The organism is Verrucomicrobiia bacterium, from assembly GCA_026414565.1.
Lineage (GTDB): Bacteria > Verrucomicrobiota > Verrucomicrobiia > Limisphaerales > Fontisphaeraceae > Fontisphaera.
On the sequence record JAOAIT010000029.1, the window covers coordinates 74,329 to 94,945 of the forward strand.

Below are 20,617 nucleotides of genomic sequence, written 5' to 3' on the forward strand. Positions count from 1 at the left end.
ACCAGACTCCCGCCATAAGTCAATACCCCCCACAAGATTTTTTTCGGTGGGCATGACCGCCGGCATCAGCCATCGGGACAATCGCAAAACCATGGCGGAAGGGGGGCAGTCTCCCGCCAGCGCCGGCCCCCGCCAGAGGCATGGGGGTAATCAAACCGGCTGGCTGCGGCGGGCTTTGCGGGCACGCCATCTCCCCCAAGGTTTGCGCTTGGGAACCAGCGGTGTCTGGGCTATGTTGGCCTCAAGATGCATGCTCCCAGGCAAATCCGGTGGGCGGTGTGGCTCGGTCTCTGGCTGGGGCTGGCGGGCTTGAGCGAAAGTTTGCAGGCCTGCCAGACGCCCGTCTTCCGTTATGCCCTGGAGCGATGGAAACCTTCAGTGTACCCCGTGCTGATTTTCCATCGGGGGCCGTTGACATCGGAACAGAATCAGGCTGTGGCGGCGCTGCGGCAGATCGGCGAAACCCAGAAACTGGCCAATCTCGCCCTGCGTTTGGTGGATGTATCCTCCCCCATGCCGGCCGGGGTGCAGACGGTATGGCAGGGCCAGTCCAATGCCCCCCTGCCCTGGGTGGTGGTGCGGTATCCAGATGCGGAACCGGAGGCTCCCAGCGCCTGGGCGGGCCCCCTCACTCCGACCAATCTGGCGCGGCTGGTGGATTCCCCCCTGCGCCGGGCTGTGGCCCGCGGGCTGGCCGGCGGACATGCCGCCGTCTGGATGCTATTGGAGTCCGGCAACCGGCAGGCCGATGAGCGCCTGGCTGGCTTGATGGAAACTGAATTAAAAAAAGCCCACCGCCGGCTGGAGCTGGCCGCCGATCCGGATGCGCCCGAAACCACCAACGCCACTTTGGAAATATCTTTCCAACTGGTGCGCTCGCCCCGGCAGGCGCCAGAAGAGGAAATATTTATCCAAACCATGCTGGCGGTGGAACCAGAGCTGGCCGCCCGCAAAACGCCCATTGTGGTGCCCGTTTTCGGACGGGGGCGCGCCCTGTGCGCACTGCCGGAGGCCCAAATCAACCCGGCGGTCATCCGTGAAATGATTGAATTTCTGACTGGGGCCTGCTCCTGTGAAGTCAAAGAGCTTAACCCCGGCCTGGACTTGTTGATGACGGCCAACTGGGAAGAAGTGGCCGGCAGTCAGCGATACAGCGAGCCGCCGCCCGCGCCCCTGCTGGGTTTGGGGGGACTGGTGGAAAAAACCAACCTTGCGTCAGCCGCCGTGCCAGCCGCCGCCAAGGCCCTGCCCGTGGAGGAGCAGCCGGGCACGCGCCGGATTATGCGCTTGGTGTATTATTTCGGGGCCGGTCTGGCGGGTTTGTTGATCCTGGCCACCTGGTGGCTGACACGTCGGACGGCCTAACCCTGGTTTGATGGACCATGAACTGGGCACGATTAATCCTCCGCGAAATTACCTTTCGCAAACTCAACTTCGGCCTGGCGGTGTTGAGCGTGGCCGCCGCCGCCGGGTGTTTGGTGGCGCAACTGACCCTGCTGCGCCTGCACGATGTGCAGACCCAGCGGTTGCTGGCGGCGCGCGAGGCCGAAGTCAAACAAATGATGGCCCGCCTGCAGGATGATTACCGGAAGATCATGCTCAAACTGGGGTTTAACATCCTCATCCTGCCCGCCGGGGCCAGCCTCAACGATTTGCATAATGACGAGCAACCTCCACGCCTTATGCCCGAGGAATATGCCCACGTCCTGGCCAGCAACCGGGTGATGACCATCAATCATGTCCTGCCGGCGCTCACCCAGAAGGTCAAATGGCCGGAGCGCCAGCGCAAAGTCATTTTGATGGGGGTGAAAGGGGAGGTGTTCATCCAAAGCCCCAACCAGAAACCCTTGTTGGAATCGGTGCCGCCGGGCCATGTGGTGGTGGGATACGAACTGCATCAAAGCCTTGGTTTGAAGACCGGCCAGAAACTCACCTTCATGGGCCGCGAGTTCACCATCGCCAAACTCATGGAGGAAAAGGGCAACGCGGATGACATTACTCTCTGGATCAATCTCCACGAGGCCCAGCAATTGTTGCAGATGCCCGGCCAGATCAACGCCATCCTGGCGCTCGAGTGCAACTGCGAGGCGGATCGTCTGGCGAAGATCCGCGCGGAAATAGGCTCGCTGCTGCCGGGCACCCGCGTCATTGAATTTGCCTCGCAGGCCATCACCCGCGCCGAGGCCCGCAACCGCGCCGCCGAGCAGGCCCTGGCCAGTCTTCAACACGAGAAAGAGGGCCGCGCCCGGCTGCGGGCCCAGCAGGAGGCTTTTGCGGCCTGGTTGATCCCGGTGGTGCTCACGGCGGCCGTGTTGTGGATTGCACTGCTGACCTGGTTGAATGTGCGGGATCGCCGGCCGGAGATTGGGCTGCTGCGGGCGCTGGGAGTCCGCGCCGGGCAGGTGCTGGGCGTATTTATTGGGCGGGCGGCGGTCTCGGGCCTGGCCGGCGCCGTGCTGGGTGTGGCGGCCGGGCTCTGGCTGGCCTGGCGCGGGGGAGCCACGCTGCCCCCGGAGGCGCTCAAACAAGTGGTGGACTGGGGGCTGCTGCTGGCGGTCCTGGCGGCCTCGCCCCTGCTGGCGGCGGCGGCGGCGTGGGTGCCGGCGCTCGTCGCCGCCCAACAAGATCCGGCGCACATCCTGCGCGAAGGTTGATTTGAGCATGTTGCGGCTGGAAAACATCTCCAAACACTACCGCACCGACCGCGGAGAAATCCGGGCGGTGCATCAGGTAACGTTGCACGTCCAGCCGGGGGAATTCGTGGCCGTGCGCGGCCCCAGTGGCTCCGGCAAAACCACCCTGCTTCTGGCTGCCGGTGGGTTGTTGCGGCCGGACGCAGGCACGGTGCAGGTCAACGGCACGGAGCCGTATGCCCTGTCGCCGGAGGCCCGCGCCCGTTTTCGGGCCGAAAAGATTGGCTTTGTATTTCAGCAATTTCATCTCCTGCCCTACCTCACGGTGCTGGAAAACGTTTTGGCCGCCGCCCTGCCCCGGCCACGGGCCGATGCGATGGATCGGGCAAAGTTTTTACTGGAAAGCCTGGGCCTGTCCGCCCGTCTGGATCATCTGCCGGCCGCCCTGAGCACCGGAGAAAAACAACGGACGGCCCTGGCCCGGGCCTTGTTTCATGCGCCGCCCCTGCTGCTGGCGGATGAGCCCACCGGAAACCTTGACGAGGCCAACGGAGCGAAAGTTCTGGAAGAGCTGGCCGCGCAGGCCAAACGCGGCGCCGCCGTCCTGCTCGTGACGCATGATCCACGGGCTGCCGCCTTCGCGCATCGTTGCCTGTTGATGGAGAACGGCGCATTGCGGGCGGCTTGATTGCCCCTTTCCCCGCATCCCCCGGCCTGAGGCGGTATAAAGCGCAGTTGGGGTTGGTTTGCAACCCGCCCTCGACAGCGGCGCGAAACCGCATTATGCTGGGGGCCGAACTGTTAAAACAACACGTCTATGCCTGGAAAACCGATGACCCCGGCGGTGGAGCAGGAATTGCAACGCCAGTTTAATTACGAACTCGGCGCCGCCCACGCCTACCTGGCCATGGCCTTGTGGTGCGAGCAGCAAAACTACCCCGGCTTTGCCGAATTTTTCTTCAAACAGGAGCAGGAGGAGCGGGAGCATGCCCGGCGCATCATGCGGCACTTGTTGGACCGCGACGTGCTGCCCGTGCTCGCCGAGGTCAAGGCCCCCCGCACTGGTTACGGCAATTTGCTGGAAGTGGCCAGCCAGGCGCAGGCCATGGAGCGGGCCAATTCCGCCGGCATCAATCAGGCGTATGAGGCCGCCCTTGCGGACAAGGATTATCCGGCGCAGGTCATGCTGCAGTGGTTCATCAATGAGCAGGTGGAAGAAGAGGCCTGGACCGATGCGATGGTGGATTTTGTGCAGAAGGCCACCTGCGCCGGCAGTCTGATGGATTTGGACCGGCATCTGGAGAAGTACCTTGCATCCGGCGAGGAGGAGGAATAACCGTTGCCCGCGACTTTTTGGGGAACCATGATGCCCTTTCAAATCATCTTCAATCCCACCAGCGCCGCCGAGCTGACGCGCATGCCCAAGGAATTGCAGCTTTCCATCCTGGGCGAGTTTCGCGGTCTCCCCCACGAGGCCATGAGCACCGATCTGCACCGGTTTGGCAAGCTGCAGCGCGGGGGCCGCACCCTGTACCGATTCCGGATCGGCGACTACCGCATATACTTCGAGCGCCACGATCTGGGCATTCTGGTGCATCGCATTCTCAACCGCCACTCGCTCAAGGACTTTTTCTTTCGCAACCCCACCCTGCCGGCGGGCGAAGATGAGGCGCTGGAACAGAATCCCAAGTTTTGGGAGCTGATCGAAGCCGCCCGGGCCGCCTCCCCCAAAAAAGGCTGACGGCCTGTTTTTAGGGGTTGATTTCATGGGAAAAAGTGGCAGTTTATACTGCCAACGCCCTGTATAATTGTTTTGTTTTATGCAAGAAAAAGCCTCGCGTCGTGGTTTCATTCGCAAGTCCATGGCGGCCACCCTGATGGCGCCGCTGGCCTTTAGTTTCGAGGAGGCCAACCTTGCCGCCCAGGAGGCGCAGCCCGTCACGTCTCCGCCGGTTCCCGGCTCCAAGGCCACCTGCCCCACCGGCAAGATTGGCAAGGTGACCATGAGCCGCCTGATTTGCGGCGGCAATCTCATCAGCGGCTACGCCCACAGCCGCGATTTGATTTATGTTTCCAAACTGCTGAAGGCCTATTTCACCCAGGAAAAAATCATGGAGACGTGGGCCATCTGCGAGGAGCACGGCGTCAACACCATGATTTTCAACCCGCACGATCCGAATGCGGTCAACACGTTGAAGGCCTACCGGCAGCGCGGCGGCAAGATTCAATATCTGGCCCAGCTTGATCCCAATCCCAACGATCTGACCCGCAACATCAAGGAGGCCGCCGATGCCGGGGCGGTGGGCGCGCTGTTGGTGGGGAATTATGGCGATGCCTGGACCCGCGAGAACAAGGTGGAGCTGATTGCCAAGTTTGTGGCCATCGTCAAGGACCACGGCATGATCGCCGGGGTGGCCGGTCACGAGCTGCGCACCATCCAGGCCGTGGAAAAGGCGGGCATCGAGCCGGACTTCTACATGAAGACCCTCCACAGCGAGAACTACTGGTCCAAACGGCGGCCGGATCAAAACAAGGAAGTCATTGATAATTACTCGGTGGACAATTATTGGTGCCTCGATCCGGGCGCCGTCGTGCGTTACATGCAGGAAGTCAACCGGCCCTGGGTGGCCTACAAAGTGCTGGCCGCCGGCGCCATCCATCCGAATGTTGGCTTCAAATACGCCTTCGAAAGCGGCGCCGATTTCTGCGTGGTGGGCATGTTTGACTTCCAGGTGGCCGAAAATGTGGCCATCGCCAGCCGCGTCATCAAGGCCGCGCAAAACCGTGACCGCGCCTGGATGGCCTGAGCAAGGCCTCGCGCACGAGCGAAGACTACTTGCCCCCCCGCAGGCCGCGCTTGCGGGGGTTTTTTATGGGCATCCGATGAGGCGGCCCGCCATCGGTCACCCCCCTTGCCTCCTTTTTGCAAGTCCGGGAAGGCTGCCGCCGAAGGCCGGACGATTAAGCCGGGAATCTGGCACCTGCCCCCGCGAGCTTTCACTTCCCGGCCCTCAAACTTTTTCGCTCTGCAGACTGGTCTAGGCCGATAACTTGAGTTAAAACAGGGCAGCGTCCGCCGCAGGGCGGCGTAGAACTCACAGGCAATCATGTTCAGAAAAACGTCTGGTTGGGCCCTGCTTCTGGCGACTGTGGCCCCTCTGCAGAGCGCCACCATCGTGGAAACTGACCTCTGCGTTTATGGCGGCACTTCGGCCGGCATCATCGCCGCCGTGCAGGCCAAGCGCCTGGGCCACTCCGTGGTTTTGGTTGAACCCGGCCGCTTTCTCGGCGGCCTCACCACTGGCGGCCTGGGCGCCACCGACATTGGCAACAAAGCCGCCATCGGCGGCCTTTCCCGCGAGTTTTACCGCCGGGTGGCCAAACATTACGCCCAACCCGCGGCCTGGAAGTATGAAACGGCCCGGGAATACTTCACCCGCCGGGGCAGCGGCCAGTCCCAAGCCTCGCAACTGGAGGGGCCGGACGCCACCATGTGGACTTTTGAACCCGGCGTGGCCCGGCAAATCTTCGAGGGTTTCATCAAGGAATACGAGATTCCCGTGTACCGCGAGCACAAACTCACCGCCGCCCGCAAACAGGGGGCGCGGCTGGTGGAAATGGAAACCGATCGCGGGGTCATCTTCCGCGCCCGCCAGTTTATTGACTGCACCTACGAAGGCGACTTGATGGCCAAAGCCGGCGTGGCCTATACGGTGGGCCGCGAAGCCAATGCCCTCTACGGCGAAACGCTGAACGGCATTCGTGCGCAAACCCCCAAACATCAATTCCTGGTGCCGGTGGATCCTTACATCAAGCCCGGCGATCCTTCCAGCGGTCTGCTTCCCTTCATTCAACCGGGTGACGGTGGCCGGCCCGGCGAGGGCGATCACCGCGTGCAAGCGTATAATTACCGCCTCTGCTTCACCACCAACGCCGCCAACCGCAAGCCGGTTGAGCCGCCGCCCAATTACGACCCGGCCCAGTACGAACTGCTTGGCCGTTATCTCGAAGCCCTGGTGGCCGCCGGGCACAAGCCCACCCTGAGCCAGTTTTGGAATCCCATTTGGATGCCCAACCAGAAGACGGACATCAACAACAACGGCGGTTTTTCCACGGACTTTATTGGGATGAATTACGATTACCCGGAGGCTGATTATGCCACCCGCGAAAAAATTGCCCGGGCGCACGAGCATTACATCCGCGGATTTCTCACCTTCCTGGCCACCAGCCCGCGCGTGCCGGAAAACATGCGCCGCGAAATGCAGCAATGGGGGATGGCCGCCGATGAGTTCCCCGAGACCGGCGGCTGGCCGCAGGCCCTTTACGTGCGCGAGGCCCGGCGCATGGTGGGCGCGTATGTTATGACCGAGAAGAATTGCCGCTACCAGGAGACCGCCACCGACTCCGTCGGCCTCGCCGCGTACAACATGGATTCGCACAACTGCCAGCGCATCGTGAAAAATGGCCGGGTGGAGAATGAGGGCGACGTGCAGGTGCCCCCCATGAAACCGTATCCCATCAGCTACCGCGCCCTCACCCCCAGGGCGGAGCAGTGCGAGAACCTGTTGGTGCCCGTGTGCCTGTCCGCCTCGCATATTGCCTACGGCTCGATTCGCATGGAGCCTGTCTTCATGATCCTGGCCCAAAGCGCGGCCACCGCCGCCGCTCTGGCTTTGCAAAATAATGTGCCCGTGCAAAAAGTGGATTATGCCGCTCTCCGTCAGCGGCTCCTGGCCGACGGCCAGATTCTCGCATGGAATGCCACCGCCGCCGGGGTGGAGTTCAAAAAACTTCCCGGCCTCACGGTGGATGATACTGAAGCGGAACAAGCCGGTTTCTGGCAGCTTTCCTCCCTGGTCACCGCCCGGCTATTGGGCACCGGCTACGTGCACGATAACAATGAGAACAAGGGAGCAAGCACCATCACCTACAAACCGGAGATTCCCCAGGCCGGCGAGTACGAGATCATTCTTCTCTCCCCGCCGCACAGCAATCGCGCCACGGCTGTGCCGGTTACCGTCAACATCGCCGGCGAGGCCCAGACTTTCAAAGTCAACCAGCGCGATTTTGCCTCGCAAGGATTCATTTCTTTAGGCAAATTTACCCTGCCCGCGGGCAAGAGCGTGATCGTCACCGTCTCCAATCAGGGCACCGACGGCTACGTGGTGGCCGACGGGCTGCAGCTCAAACCGGTAACAAAAGACTAAAAGAGCGCCCAGGGAGCAGTTCCCGCATGAGTCATTCGCGCTTGTTAATTGTCCTGTCCGCCCCCTCGGGGGCGGGCAAAACGACGCTGTGTCATAACCTGCTGGCGGTGGATGCCCAGGTTGCCCGGGCCATCACCTGCACGACCCGTCCCCCGCGCCGCGGGGAGGAGGACGGGCGCGATTATTATTTTCTGAGCGAGGACGATTTCACCCGCCAGATTGCGGCGGGCGAATTCCTCGAACACGCCCTGGTGCACGGCCATCGCTATGGCACGCTGAAAAAAGAAGTCTTGCGCCACTTCGACGCCGGCAAGGATGTGCTGCTAAACATTGACGTGCAGGGCGCCGCCACCCTGCGGCAGGCCGCCGCCACTGATCCCCGGCTGGCCCGCTCCCTTGTCACGGTGTTTCTGGCCACGCGCTCGCTGGCCGAACTGGAAGCCCGCCTGCGCAAGCGCAATCAAGACCCGCCGGAGGTGATTCAGCGCCGCCTGGCGGCGGCCCGCGCCGAGCTGGAGCATTGGAAAGATTTTGATTACCTCATTCTCAGCGGCACCATGTCGGAAGATCTGCATCATTTCCAGTCCATCCTCGTGGCCGAGCGGCTCCGCTCCCGGCGGGCCAGTCCGCCGGCCTGGTAAGAGACAAGATTGCCTATGGAAAACCCTGCAACCGTACAACGCGCCCCGGTGGTGATCCTCGGAGTGACCGGCAGCATTGCCGCGCACAAGGCGGTGGACCTTGCCAGCCTGCTGACCAAACAAGGCTGCGAGGTTCACGTGGTCATGACGGCGGATGCCCAGCGGTTCGTCACGCCCCTGCCCTTCAAGGTGCTGTCCCGCAATCCGGTGGTCACGGATCTTTATGACGAAACCGAAGGCTGGAAACCCACGCACATCGAGCTGGCCGATGCCGCCGATTTGCTGCTCATTGCGCCCGCCACTGCCAACGTCATCGCCAAAATGGCCGTCGGCCTGGCCGACAACGCCCTGACCTGCATCGCGCTGGCGCTCAATCCGCAGGCCCGGGTGCTCATTGCTCCCGCCATGAATGGCAAGATGTGGCTGCACCCGGCCACCCGCCAAAACGTGGCCACCCTTGCCGCCCGCGGCGTGGAATTTATCGGCCCCGAAGAAGGCCTGCTCTCGTGCGGCTACGAGGGTATAGGGCGTCTCTGGCCGGTGGAGCACATTGCGGCGCGCGCCCTCGAACTGGCGCGCAAAACTTGATCCCCGTCAAACGCCCGCGCGGGTGTCGGCTTAAATTAATCCTATGAGCGAGCAACCTTTGGTGAATGCCGGGCAGGGCCAGGTGTTAAACCTGGCTCAAGAAACACAATTTGCCCCCAACGGCATCGTCAGCCGCACCCTATTGAAAGGGCCTAATGTGCGCGTGGTTCTGTTTGGTTTTGACCAGGGACAGGAGCTGTCCGAGCATACCTCCCCGCATCGCGCGCTGGTGCAGATTCTCACCGGCGAATGTGAATTCGCCCTCGGGCCGCAATGGCACAAGCTCAAGGCCGGCGACTGGCTTCACATGCCCCCCAACCTGCCGCATGCCGTCCGCGCCACGCAGGCCTTTTCGATGCTGCTGACCCTGATTAAAGCCGAGGCCTGAGTCCCAACTCAAAAGCCGCGGTTGCAGGAAAGGCCCTGCTTTTGTCGCGCAGGAAAGGCGGGGCTCAGTGCAACGAGGCCAGGATTTTCTCCGCCGCGGCGCGCGGATCCGGCGCGGCGCAGATGGGCCGGCCGATGACCAAATAATTGGCCCCCGCGTCCATGGCCTCCCGCGCGCTGAGCACGCGTTTTTGATCCCCCAAGGCATCCTCCGGCCCGCGAATGCCCGGCGTGACCAGTTGGAATCCCCGAGGCGCGAAGCTGCGCAACATTGTCAGCTCCAGCGGACTGCAGACCAGCCCGCGCAGCCCCGCTTCGAAAGCCAGCGAGGCCAGCCGCTCGACTTGATGCCCCACGGATTGCGGCACTCCCACCCGCGCCAGCTCCTGGGTGTCCATGCTTGTCAACACCGTCACCCCCAGGACCAGCGGCACGCGGTCCAGGCCGGCCTGCAAGGCGGTGTTGCGGGCGGCCTCCTCGGCGGCCTTCATCATGGCCAGCCCGCCGCAGGTGTGGATGGTCAACATGGACACCTGCAGCCGCACCGCCGCCGCCACCGCCCGCGCGACGGTGTTGGGGATGTCGTGATATTTCAAATCCAGGAAAACCTCGGCCCCGAGGGCGCGCAACTGCCGCACCATTTCGGGTCCGGCCGCGGTGAACAGCTCGCTGCCCACTTTGAAGGCCCCCACCACCGGCGCCAGTTGCCGTGCCAGGGAAAGCGCCTGTTCGGCGGTTGGGACATCCAGCGCCACAATAATTGGATTGTTGCTCGCCATGCCCAGACGTTAGGCCGCCCCCGCCCCCTTGTAAAGCCAAGCCCGAATGGGGCCGGCGTTCATTCCGGCGTCCGATATTGAATTAAAACCATGATGCCCGGCCAGTTGATTTCCGCCCCATGCACCGTCTGTCCGTCGTATTTAGGCGTAAAGCCGGTTTTCAACACATTTTCGCCAGGCCGCAGGCAGCCCAAATCCGGCACGGGGAAACGATGCAAATAATAGGCGTAGCGGGGGCCTTCGCGCTCCATGATTTTTTGATCATTGATGAAGACGCCATGCAAATAGCCCGGACTCCAACTGCAGAAGACCAGGCGCGCCGCCACCGCCTGCCGCAAATCGCCCTGCACGCGAAATTTCTGGCTTAATTCCGCCCGCCGCGTCACCCACCGGGGCGGCACGTCGTAGGGCCGGCACAATTCCACCGCCAGGCCGGGTCGGCGAAAATTCAGGCCATGGACGGCCGGCGTGAAATAGGTCAGGCCGGAGGCATCGGTGATCCACGCGGCCAGCTCAAAAGGCCGGGGCTGGTCGGGCACCCAGGAAGTGTCCCACAAGCACATCCAGGGATCGGCTGTCGCTTCCCCCAAATGATTGGTGAGCTGCCCGCGCACATAATGGTAATGCCACTGCAGGTACTGCCCATCGCCCTCCCAGTTCACATCCTCATGCCGCCCCACAAACACCACCCGCCGCACCGGGCCGTTTGGGCTTTGCGCTTCGGCCTGCAAGGTCACCCGCCGGCCCAGGGCTTCTCCGTTGACCGGAGACAACATCCGCCCCTGGGGGTGCGGCTTACGGGAGGCGTCGTAATACACCCGCAAATGGGCGCCGTAGATCAAGTTTTGCGGCCAGTTCCAGGGATGCTCCGGGGCCACCTTTAATTGAAAGAAATTGCTGGAGCCAGCCCGCAAATGGCGCAAGGGCACCACCACCACGGGATAGGTGTGATGCTGAAAATCCCACGCATTGGTGGGCATGCCAGAGGCCTCGGGCACCGGCAGCCATTCATGGCCATTCACCGCCATGGCCAGCCCGCGCGTCCCGTCATGACAAAGCAATTTCTCCAGCACCACCTCGGCCCGCACTGCCTGCTCCAGATCAATGGCCTGACTCCAAAAAAGCGGCCCCCCGCCGTAATCCAGCTTGCCTCCCACCCGCAAAAACCCATCTCCCTCGCGTTTGGGGTTGGTCCAATAATATTCGCGGAAAACGTCGCCGGGCCGGGGTTGCGCTGGCAAATCACACATGCCCAGGGTCAGAAGGACGATGCCCGCCCACGCCTTGGTCAGCAGCTTCAGGTTCAGCATTGGAATAGTTTGTTGGCCATTAAATGATTTTCCCGCGACGCGGCTGCGCCACGGGAAATAGCGAGGGTTTGACCGGGATGATGCCTTAAAGTGCGCCGTTGTCAATCAAGCGGGTGGCGCCCACCCACACCGCCAGCGCCATGCGATGGCCGGGCTGAACGCGGGCCTGCGGCCGGAGGGTCTCGGGGTCGAAAAACTCGATGTAATCCACCCGCGCCTCCGGGCGGGCCTCAATCTCCTGCCGCAGTTTGATGCGCAACTGATGCGCCTCCACCGGATGCGGCGCCTGCCGCACAATCTCCCGCGCATGGCACAAGGCGCGGTACAAGCACACCGCCTGTTCCCGCTGTTGCGGCGTCAGGTATTTATTGCGCGAGCTCATCGCCAGCCCGTCCGCTTCCCGGCAGGTCGGCGCCACGATGATTTTGAGGGGAAAATTCAAGTCGCGCGTCATCCGCCGGATGATGGCCGCCTGTTGAAAGTCCTTCTCGCCAAACACCGCCACGTGCGGCTGCACCAGGAGAAACAACTTGGCCACCACCGTGGTCACGCCCCGGAAATGCGAGGGCCGCGAAGCTCCCTCCATGCCCCGCGACAATTGCTCCTCCACCACATAGGTGCTGTAGTCGCCCGTTTCCCGCCCGGGGTACATTTGGGCATCCGAAGGGGTAAAAACCACGTCCACCCCTTCGCCCCGGCACAAGCGCAGGTCCCGCGGCAAATCGCGCGGGTAGCGCGCCAGGTCCTCCTGCGGCCCAAATTGGGTCGGATTGACGTAAATGCTCAACACCACCACGCCCCCCCTGCCCACCGCCCGCCGGGCCTGTCGCACCAGGCTCAAGTGCCCGTCATGCAGGTAGCCCATCGTGGGCACAAAGCCAATGCGCCGTCCCTCCGTGCGCCATTTCAACGCCTGCCGCTGCATTGCCGCCAAGGATTGAATCACCCTCATGCCTTCAATACATGCCGCAAGCCCTGCCTGCATACAAATGAAAAAGCGGCCCGCAGCGCCTTCCCGTGCCTTCGACGACAAGGCGAGGGAATCACTTTTCCCGGGCGGATTTTGGTTTGCGGCCTTCCATGGGAAGCAGGATGGGCCTGCGCCGCTTACCAAAGACCTCCCGCCCCTTTGAGGTTGCTTTTCCGTCCGCCTCTGCCAGAGTGCCGCGCCGATGCAAATCATTACCACGCCGGCCATCGTCCAATCCCTGAACAAGCTGAAGATGGCCGCGCCCGACTTCATCAGTGGCCAGTTTGGCCGCCAGATGGAGAGTCAGCCGTTTCTCCTTGCCTATGCCGCCCGGCGGGAGATGGCCAGTGAGCTGGGCACTAACGCGCAGGACTGGTTTCCGTCCGGGGAGGAGCTGGCCAATCACTCCGCCAACGCCGCCTTGCTGAGCGTTGTCACCTCGCTGCTGGCGGTGGTCGCGGAATTCAACCCTGAAATCCCCCTCGTGGGGCCGGAAGACATTATCCGGCGTGAACAGGCGCTGACCCCCCAGATTATGGCCCTGGGTTTGAGCAAGGACAGTACGGACGAGCAATTTTTTGAGGTGATCGCGCAGCAATGCCGACAGCGCGATCTCCTGGATTTTGCGTTCCAGCTCTGGATCCTGAGTCAGGAAGAACCCAGTGCCGATGCCCCGCCAGAAAGACTGGGGGAACTGATCGGCATCTTTCTGCACGACATGATTAAAATGCGGATCGTGGTGGATACTTTGGATGAAGTGACCGAAGCCCCGGCCGAGGGTGCAGATGAAAGTCTGAATTAGCCATTCTAGGGTCAGATTGCAGTGAATCTGTGACACGATGCGCCATATTGGCACATACGTGTCGCTCGTGAGTCAAAGATTCTTGATTAAGTGGCTGGTAATCAATGAGTTAAATCACTGATGTTTCGGCACGATTCCGGCTGGAAGATTTGGGCATCCGGAGCTAATATAGCCGGAACAGGGCGCGACGTGGTTGGAATTGAACAATTAGAAAACGAGCTATGAAACGGATCATCCTGTTTGTGCTGACCAACATTGCGGTGTTGGCCGTGCTGGCGGTGGCGGCCCATCTGCTGGGCGTGGACAAATACCTCACGTCGGCAGGGCTGAACCTGTCCATGCTGTTAATTTTCTCAGCCATCCTGGGTTTCAGCGGCAGCTTCATCTCATTGCTGATCTCCAAATGGATGGCCAAGATGGCTTACGGCATCCAGGTGATTGATCGTCCCCAGGATGCCACTGAGGCCTGGCTGGTGAACACGGTGGCGCGGTTTGCCGAGCAGGCCGGCATCCGGACGCCGGAAGTAGGGATTTATGACAGCCCGGAAGTCAACGCCTTTGCCACCGGCCCCACCCGCAACAATGCCCTGGTGGCCGTCAGTTCCGGCCTTCTGCGCCAGATGAATCAGCGCCAGGCTGAGGCCGTGCTGGCGCACGAAGTGGCGCATGTGGCCAACGGGGACATGGTGACGATGACCCTGTTGCAAGGGGTGCTCAATACGTTTGTGGTTTTCCTGTCCCGCGTGTTCGGTTTCCTGATCGATTCCGCGCTGCGCCGCGACAACGATCGTGGCGGGGTGGGCATCGGTTATTTTCTGGGCAGCATCGTCTGCCAGATCGTGTTGGGCATCCTTGCCACCATGATTGTCATGGCCTACTCGCGCCATCGTGAGTACCGCGCCGATGCCATGGGCGCGCAACTGGCGGGCCGCAGCAACATGATCAGCGCGCTGCAGCGGCTCAATGAAATCATGCACGGCGGCGGCGTGCTGGACGATCGCTCCCCGGCGTTGAGCGCCTTCAAGATCAACAACAAGCCCTCGGGCTTGCTGGCGTTGTTTGCCTCGCATCCGCCGCTGGAAAAACGCATTGAAGCCCTGCAGCGGATGATGTAAGCGCGGCGGGCGGCCGGTTTGGGCCGGTTTGGGAAGAAGGGACGGCAGGGCGGCCGTCCCTTCGCATTTTATGCCTCCGCGCCTTCTTCGTCCCCGGCCTCGCTGTGGTGGGCGGCACGCCTGGCCCGATCCGGGCAAATGCCGCGGCGGGTGCTCTGCACAAATTCAATGACCGCCAGGGCCGCCGGGCTGATGAACTGCGCCCGGGCCTCCTCGAGGGCGTCCCGCAGTTTTTTGGGACTGCGGAAAAGGACATGGTAGAGGCGGCGCAATTCCAAACGTTGCGCGCTGGAAAGCCCCGCCCGGCGCAGGCCCACCACATTCAAGCCGCAAATCGTGTTGGGGCCACGCACGATGCAATAAGGCGGCACATCCAGACTCACCCGGCTGCCACCCTGCATGAGGGCGAGCGTGCCGATGCGCGTGAATTGATGCACGAGGCAGTTACCCGAAATGAAGACGCGATCCTGCACCTGCACATGGCCCCCCAGCAAAGCGCCGTTGGCCAGAATGACGTAATCGCCCAAGACGCTGTTGTGGCCCACATGGCTGCCGGCCATGAGGAAATTGTTGGAGCCGATGACCGTTTCGCCCTCCAGGGTGGTCGAGCGATGCACGGTGACATTTTCCCGAAACACATTGTGATCCCCAATGCGCAGCCGCGTGGGCTCGCCGTGGTACTTCAAATCCTGCGGGGCATCCCCGATGACCGCCCCGGTATGAAAGCGATTGCCCGCCCCGATGACGGTCTGGCCCGTGAGATGCACATGCGGCCCAATGACGCATTGCGGCCCCACGCGCACGCCTGCGTCAATGATGGCATACGGACCCACCGTGACGGTGCTGTCCACTTCGGCCTTCGGATCAATGATCGCCGTCGGATGAATCATGCGGGGAGTGTGCCCCAAAGCCCGGCCCAGGGCAACCTTGCGCAACTTTGAAGATTGAGCCCCTCCTGAGCGCGGGTTACATTCGGCCCGCCTTGTCCAGCGAAAGGGAAAATCAAGCAAATGCCTCGCTCCCGGCGCACAGCCGGGGATGGTACTCCAGCCCCGCCTGGCGCACCGGCCGCCTAGCCGCCCGCCGGCTTCCCCGGCGGGCCGCCCTGGGGTTGGCACGGGTGATGGGCACTGCGTGGTGGGCCGTGGTCCCGCAACGCCGCCGAGCCGTGGTGGCCAATCTGCTGCCCGTGACCGGCAGCCTGCCCGCCGCCCGGCGATGCGCGCGGCGGTTGTTTGCGGAGTTTGCCTGCAAGCTGGTGGATTTGTGGCGGTTTGAGAGCGGCCTGGATACCGCGGGCTTATTTGCCGAGCTGCAGGGGTGGGAGCATGTGTTGACCGTCCAGAAGGAGGGACGGGGGATGCTACTTGTTTCCCCCCACCTTGGCAACTGGGAGCTGGGCGCCCCGCTGCTGGCCAGCCGCGGGGTGAAGTTGACTGTCATCACCCGCTCGGAGCCGGCCGGGCTGACCCCGCTACGCGAAAAGGCCCGCGCTCAATGGGGCATCCAGACGGTGGTGGTGGGCGATGGCGCCTTTGGCTTTGTGGAGGTCATCCGCCATCTGGAAAACGGCGCCTGCGTGGCCCTGCTGGTGGACCGTCCGGCGCCGGAGTCCGCCGTGACGGTGCAACTTTTTGGCCGTCCCTTCGCTGCCTCCGTGGCGCCCGCCGAGCTGGCCCGGGCCAGCGGCTGCGCCATTTTGCCCACCACCATCGTGCGCACGCCGGCAGGGTATCGGGGCATGGCCGCTCTCCCGGTGCCTTATGAGCGGGCCGCCCTGCGCCATCCTGAGGCCCGCCAGGCGCTGACGCAGCGTATCATGGATGTCCTGGCGCCGGTGATCGCGGCCCATCCGGAACAATGGTTTCACTTTGCCCCGCTCTGGCCTTCCGCTGTGAAAGCGTCATGATAACACTTATGCACGTACTGCGCCGCGCCCCCAGGATTTCCCGCTCCCTGCCCGCTGGCTCTCGGAGAAAGCGGCAACCGGCCGGGCAGCTTATCGCTGAGGAGGCAGGCGCAAGCCAACGCTGCCCCCTCCGCCTCGCATTCCTGGGGATGTTACTCGGGCTTGTGCTCGGCCAGGGCGCCGTCCTCCCGGCCGAGAACCCGGAAACGCTGCTCAACCGCTGGCTGGCAACCCACACCAATCTGCAATCGCTGGGCGCGGATTTCGTTCAAACCCGCACGCTGCGCTCCCTGACGCAACCGCTGACCACTCCCGGCCGGCTGTGGTTTGCCGCCCCGGCGAGCTTCCGCTGGGAGCTGGGCAACCCGGCGCAAACCATCGCGGTGCGGCAAACCCATGATCTCTGGGTGATTTATCCGGTGCAAAAACGGGCCGAAAGATATGAGTTGCAAGGCGCCAACAGCCACTGGCGGGAAACGCTGGCCCTTCTGGAGGCGGGTTTTCCCCGCTCCCGCGCGGAGCTGGAGGCGCGCTACCGCATTGCCAGCCTCACGCTTACCAATGAGCTGCTGGTGGTCGTATTGATTCCCCGGCATGTCGCGGCCCGCCGGCTGATACCGGAATTGAGCCTGGGGGTTGGCGCGACCGATCACCGGTTGCGCTTCACGTCTCTGAAAATGGCCGACGGCTCCCAAATGCGTCAGGACTACACAAATATCGTGCATAATCCGGCCTGGACGGAATCCCCGTTTAAGTGGGCGCCGCCGGCGGATTACCAGGTGGTGGAGCCGCTTGCGCGCCGCCCCCGGGGTCCCTGAGGCCAGGCATGTGGAAAAGAGTCGGGCCGGAGGGTGTCTCTCCCACACCGCTCCGGCCCGGGTTCCTCCGCGACCCAGCAGACCAGGTCACGAACAGCCGAGGCTCTCGCCGCAATTCAGGCACTTATAGCAGGCGCCGTTGCGCACGGTCACATGGCCGCAGTTGGGGCAGGTGGGGGCATCACCCTGATTGACAAAAGTGCTGGTCAGGCGCTGGGCCCCTTTGGCCGGCGTGGAGGCGGTGCCTTTGGCCGGCTTGATGTCCGTCTCATTTTCCTCCGCCACGGGCAACAATCCCGGCACGGGGCGGTTGACGTGTTTCTTGATTTCCTCCATGAGGCCCGGCATGGCCAGCTCCGGCTGGTTGTTGGGCGTGGCGTGGGCCTCGCGATAGCCGGGGATGAACTGCAGCGCCATCCAGCGGAAGACATAGTCGGTGATGGAGGTGGCCATGCGGATTTCCGGATTTTTAGTGAACCCGCTCGGCTCGAAGCGCTGATGGGCAAACTTCCGCACCAGCGCCTCCAGCGGCACGCCGTATTGCAGCGCCAGACTGGTCAGCGTGCCGATGCTGTCCATCAGCCCGCCAATGGTGGAACCTTCCTTGGCCATGGTGATGAACAGCTCGCCCGGCTGCCCATCCTCGAACAGGCCGACGGTCAGGTAGCCCTCATGCCCGGCCACATCAAATTTGTGGGTGATGGCGGTGCGGGTCTCCGGCAGCCGGCGGCGCAACGGCTGGTTGACCTGCTGCTTGAGCCGCTCCACCTCGGCCTCCAGCTCGGCAATGCGCGCACGGAGGGCCTCCACCTCGCCCGACTTCCCGGCGTCGCCCTCCCCTTTCCTGGTGCTGAGGGGCTGGCTGCGCTTGGAGCCGTCGCGATAGATGGCCACGCATTTCAGGCCCATCTTCCACGCCTGCACGTAGGCATCCCGGATGTCCGCCACGGTGGCCGACTCGGGCATGTTCACCGTTTTGGAAATGGCGCCGCTGATGAACGGCTGGGCGGCGGCCATCATTTTCAAATGCGCCATGTAATGAATGCTGCGCTGGCCGCGCGCAGGCTTGAACGCGCAGTCAAAGACGGGCAGATGCTCCGGCTTCAACCCGCTGGCGATGACCGCGCCATTTTCCGTCACATCCTCGATGGTGTCGTACTTTTCGATGTGCGCGACGATGTGGGCCACCTCGGCCTCGGAGTAGCCCAAGCGGCGCAGCGCCTCGGGCACGGTGCGGTTGACAATTTTCAGCATGCCGCCGCCGGCCAGCAGTTTGTATTTCACCAGGGCGATGTCCGGCTCGATGCCGGTGGTATCACAGTCCATCATGAAGGCGATGGTGCCGGTGGGCGCCAGCACGGTGACCTGCGCATTGCGGTAGCCCACCTGCCGGCCGCGGCTCAAGGCGCGGTCCCAGCAGGCCCGCGCCTCCTGCACCAGGTAGGCCAGCTCGGGGGGCGCCTGAATCTTGTCCACCGCCTCGCGGTGCATCTGGATGACCCCCAGCATGGATTCCACGTTGTCAGGCGCCACCGGCTTGGACACATGGGCGCAGCGGGCGTCGCGATAGCCGGGGAACGGCCCCAGGATGGCGGCCATTTCGGCCGACTGCTCATAGGCATGGCCGGTCATGATGGCGGTAATGGCCCCCGCCAGCGCGCGGCCTTCCTCCGAATCATACGGCAGGCCGCAGGCCATGATCAGCGAGCCGAGGTTGGCATAGCCCAGCCCCAGCGTGCGGAAGATGTGCGAGTTTTCGGTGATCTCCCGGGTGGGATAACTGGCGTTGTCCACGATGATCTCCTGCGCCGTGATGAAGATGCGCACCGCCGCCTTGAAACGCTCCACGTCAAAGGTGCCGTCTTCGCGCTTGAACTTCATGAGGTTCAGCGAAGCCAGGTTGCAGGCGGTGTTGTTGATGAACACATACTCCGAGCAGGGGTTGGTGGAGTGAATGGGTTCGGTGCCCTTGCAGGTGTGCCAGCGCTGGATGGCGCCGTCGTACTGCAGCCCGGGATCGCCGCAGATCCACGTGCCTTCGGCCACCTTGTCCAGCAACCGCGCGGCGTTTTTCTTTTCCAGCGGCTGCCCCGTCGTCACGGCGCGCGTCCACCAGTCCTTCCCCTCCAGCGCCGCCTGCATGAATTCATCGCTCACCCGCACCGAGAGGTTTTCGTTCTGGTACATCACCGAGCCGTAGGCCTCGCCGTTGAAGGAACCGTCGTAGCCCTGCTCAATGAGCGCCCACGCCTTTTTCTCCTCCTTCGCCTTGGCTTCGATGAATTCCTCAATGTCGCCGTGCCAGTCGCGCAGGGTGTTCATCTTGGCGGCCCGGCGGGTCTTGCCGCCGCTCTTCACCACGTTGGCCACCTGATCGTACACCTTGAGGAAACTCAGCGGCCCGCTGGGGCGTCCGCCGCCGGAAAGCTTCTCCTTGCTGCTGCGGATGGGCGATAAATCGGTGCCCGTGCCGCTGCCGTATTTGAACAGCATGGCCTCCGCATAGGCCAGTTGCATGATGGACTCCATGTTGTCCTCGACGGATTGGATGAAGCAGGCGCTGCCCTGCGGGTATTCATATTGCGTGGGGGCCCGCTCGGCGAGGTGCTTGCGGCGGTTGTAATACCAGTTGCCGCGGGCGCTGGTCTTGCCCACGCCGTACTGGTGATACAGCCCCACGTTGAACCAGACCGGCGAGTTGAAGGAGCCGTATTGATTGAGGCAGAGCCAGGTCAGCTCCGCGTAGAACACCTCGCCATCGGCGGCCGTAAAATAACCGTCCTTGATCCCCCAGTCCGCAATGGTGCGGGTCACGCGATGGATCAACTGCCGCACTGAGTGCTCCCGCTCGTTGGGTTTGTGCGGATCCCCGTAAAAATACTTGGAGCACACCACCTTGGTGGCCAGTTGGGACCAGGACTTGGGCACTTCCACATTGTCCTGGCGAAACACCACCTTGCCGGAATCGTCCGTGATTTCTGCCGTCCGCTTTTCCCATTCCACCTGGTCAAAGGGACTGACCTTGGGATCACTGAAAACCCGTTTGATCTTCAAATGTTTCTTCATACCACCTTTGGGGTTGAGATTCCCCCGCCGCCCACCCACGCCAGCCCGGCGCGCACGCACTGCCGGGGCAGACGACGACACGACTTGGACACGCGTATCTATCATGGTAAAATGTAAAATCAGTTGTTTTTGGGCGCTAATCCAGCACCATCGGCGGTGCTCAAATCGGCGCTAACTCGCCCTGCAGCCAGAGGCAAACCAGCCTTTTTAGGGGGCTGGGAAGCCCCATTAGTTGTGGGGCGAAGGAAAAATTAACACAATAGGTTGTGGTGTAAACAAAAAATTAAAAAAAAATTACATCCCATGTTATTCACAGCTTGGAAACTGCAACTCGCTGAAAATCAATCATTTCCGTGATTGTGGATAATCCCCCAGCCCCCCTTGTGGATAAC

Annotated in this window: 19 protein-coding genes; 14 read left to right on the forward strand and 5 right to left on the reverse strand. The window is 62.6% G+C overall.

What is annotated here, in order from left to right; genetic code table 11:
* Window positions 1-246 precede the first annotated feature (246 nt).
* From N3J91_07655 to N3J91_07700, 10 genes are all read left to right on the forward strand, one after another.
* A complete protein-coding gene (locus tag N3J91_07655; GenBank protein ID MCX8156304.1) occupies window positions 247-1,365 on the forward strand; it encodes a hypothetical protein in 1,119 nt (372 codons plus the stop codon).
* A gap of 17 nt (window positions 1,366-1,382) precedes the next feature.
* A complete protein-coding gene (locus N3J91_07660; GenBank protein MCX8156305.1) occupies window positions 1,383-2,654 on the forward strand; it encodes an FtsX-like permease family protein in 1,272 nt (423 codons plus the stop codon).
* Between the two features lie 7 nt (window positions 2,655-2,661).
* A complete protein-coding gene (locus N3J91_07665; GenBank protein ID MCX8156306.1) occupies window positions 2,662-3,321 on the forward strand; it encodes an ABC transporter ATP-binding protein in 660 nt (219 codons plus the stop codon).
* Between the two features lie 129 nt (window positions 3,322-3,450).
* Window positions 3,451-3,969: a ferritin gene (locus N3J91_07670; GenBank protein MCX8156307.1), complete on the forward strand. Its 519-nt coding sequence runs from the start codon at window positions 3,451-3,453 to the stop codon at window positions 3,967-3,969.
* A 27-nt stretch (window positions 3,970-3,996) separates the two neighbouring features.
* On the forward strand, window positions 3,997-4,374 hold the full coding sequence (locus N3J91_07675; protein MCX8156308.1) for a hypothetical protein: 378 nt from the start codon (window positions 3,997-3,999) through the stop codon (window positions 4,372-4,374).
* A gap of 79 nt (window positions 4,375-4,453) precedes the next feature.
* Window positions 4,454-5,440: a hypothetical protein gene (locus N3J91_07680; protein ID MCX8156309.1), complete on the forward strand. Its 987-nt coding sequence runs from the start codon at window positions 4,454-4,456 to the stop codon at window positions 5,438-5,440.
* Between the two features lie 342 nt (window positions 5,441-5,782).
* Entirely contained in the window at window positions 5,783-7,840 is a 2,058-nt protein-coding gene (locus tag N3J91_07685) for an FAD-dependent oxidoreductase (GenBank protein MCX8156310.1), read from the forward strand.
* Between the two features lie 26 nt (window positions 7,841-7,866).
* Complete coding sequence (gene gmk / locus N3J91_07690) at window positions 7,867-8,481, forward strand: guanylate kinase (protein MCX8156311.1); 615 nt, start codon at window positions 7,867-7,869, stop codon at window positions 8,479-8,481.
* 15 nt (window positions 8,482-8,496) lie between these two features.
* Window positions 8,497-9,069 (forward strand): phosphopantothenoylcysteine decarboxylase, encoded by a 573-nt coding sequence (locus N3J91_07695; protein ID MCX8156312.1) that lies wholly within the window; start codon window positions 8,497-8,499, stop codon window positions 9,067-9,069.
* A 43-nt stretch (window positions 9,070-9,112) separates the two neighbouring features.
* On the forward strand, window positions 9,113-9,457 hold the full coding sequence (locus tag N3J91_07700) for a cupin domain-containing protein (GenBank protein ID MCX8156313.1): 345 nt from the start codon (window positions 9,113-9,115) through the stop codon (window positions 9,455-9,457).
* Window positions 9,458-9,521: 64 nt separating this feature from the next.
* Here N3J91_07700 and pyrF read toward each other — a convergent pair whose 3' ends face one another.
* From pyrF to panC, 3 genes are all read right to left on the reverse strand, one after another.
* A complete protein-coding gene (gene pyrF / locus N3J91_07705; GenBank protein ID MCX8156314.1) occupies window positions 9,522-10,235 on the reverse strand; it encodes an orotidine-5'-phosphate decarboxylase in 714 nt (237 codons plus the stop codon).
* 59 nt (window positions 10,236-10,294) lie between these two features.
* Window positions 10,295-11,545, reverse strand: a complete 1,251-nt coding sequence (locus N3J91_07710) for a hypothetical protein (GenBank protein MCX8156315.1) — start codon at window positions 11,543-11,545, stop codon at window positions 10,295-10,297.
* An 85-nt stretch (window positions 11,546-11,630) separates the two neighbouring features.
* On the reverse strand, window positions 11,631-12,497 hold the full coding sequence (gene panC / locus N3J91_07715) for a pantoate--beta-alanine ligase (protein MCX8156316.1): 867 nt from the start codon (window positions 12,495-12,497) through the stop codon (window positions 11,631-11,633).
* A 220-nt stretch (window positions 12,498-12,717) separates the two neighbouring features.
* On the opposite strand from panC, the gene N3J91_07720 reads away from it, so the two are divergent.
* Window positions 12,718-13,317: a hypothetical protein gene (locus N3J91_07720; protein ID MCX8156317.1), complete on the forward strand. Its 600-nt coding sequence runs from the start codon at window positions 12,718-12,720 to the stop codon at window positions 13,315-13,317.
* A gap of 221 nt (window positions 13,318-13,538) precedes the next feature.
* A complete protein-coding gene (gene htpX / locus N3J91_07725) occupies window positions 13,539-14,432 on the forward strand; it encodes a protease HtpX (protein MCX8156318.1) in 894 nt (297 codons plus the stop codon).
* Between the two features lie 68 nt (window positions 14,433-14,500).
* Here htpX and lpxA read toward each other — a convergent pair whose 3' ends face one another.
* Complete coding sequence (gene lpxA, locus N3J91_07730) at window positions 14,501-15,322, reverse strand: acyl-ACP--UDP-N-acetylglucosamine O-acyltransferase (GenBank protein ID MCX8156319.1); 822 nt, start codon at window positions 15,320-15,322, stop codon at window positions 14,501-14,503.
* Window positions 15,323-15,369: 47 nt separating this feature from the next.
* Between lpxA and N3J91_07735 the strand changes: the two genes are divergently transcribed.
* Window positions 15,370-16,341, forward strand: a complete 972-nt coding sequence (locus tag N3J91_07735) for a lysophospholipid acyltransferase family protein (protein ID MCX8156320.1) — start codon at window positions 15,370-15,372, stop codon at window positions 16,339-16,341.
* Between the two features lie 149 nt (window positions 16,342-16,490).
* Window positions 16,491-17,159, forward strand: coding sequence for an outer membrane lipoprotein carrier protein LolA (locus N3J91_07740; GenBank protein MCX8156321.1), 669 nt, complete (start codon window positions 16,491-16,493; stop codon window positions 17,157-17,159).
* 87 nt (window positions 17,160-17,246) lie between these two features.
* Here N3J91_07740 and N3J91_07745 read toward each other — a convergent pair whose 3' ends face one another.
* Window positions 17,247-20,225: a vitamin B12-dependent ribonucleotide reductase gene (locus N3J91_07745; protein MCX8156322.1), complete on the reverse strand. Its 2,979-nt coding sequence runs from the start codon at window positions 20,223-20,225 to the stop codon at window positions 17,247-17,249.
* Between the last annotated feature and the right edge of the window lie 392 nt (window positions 20,226-20,617).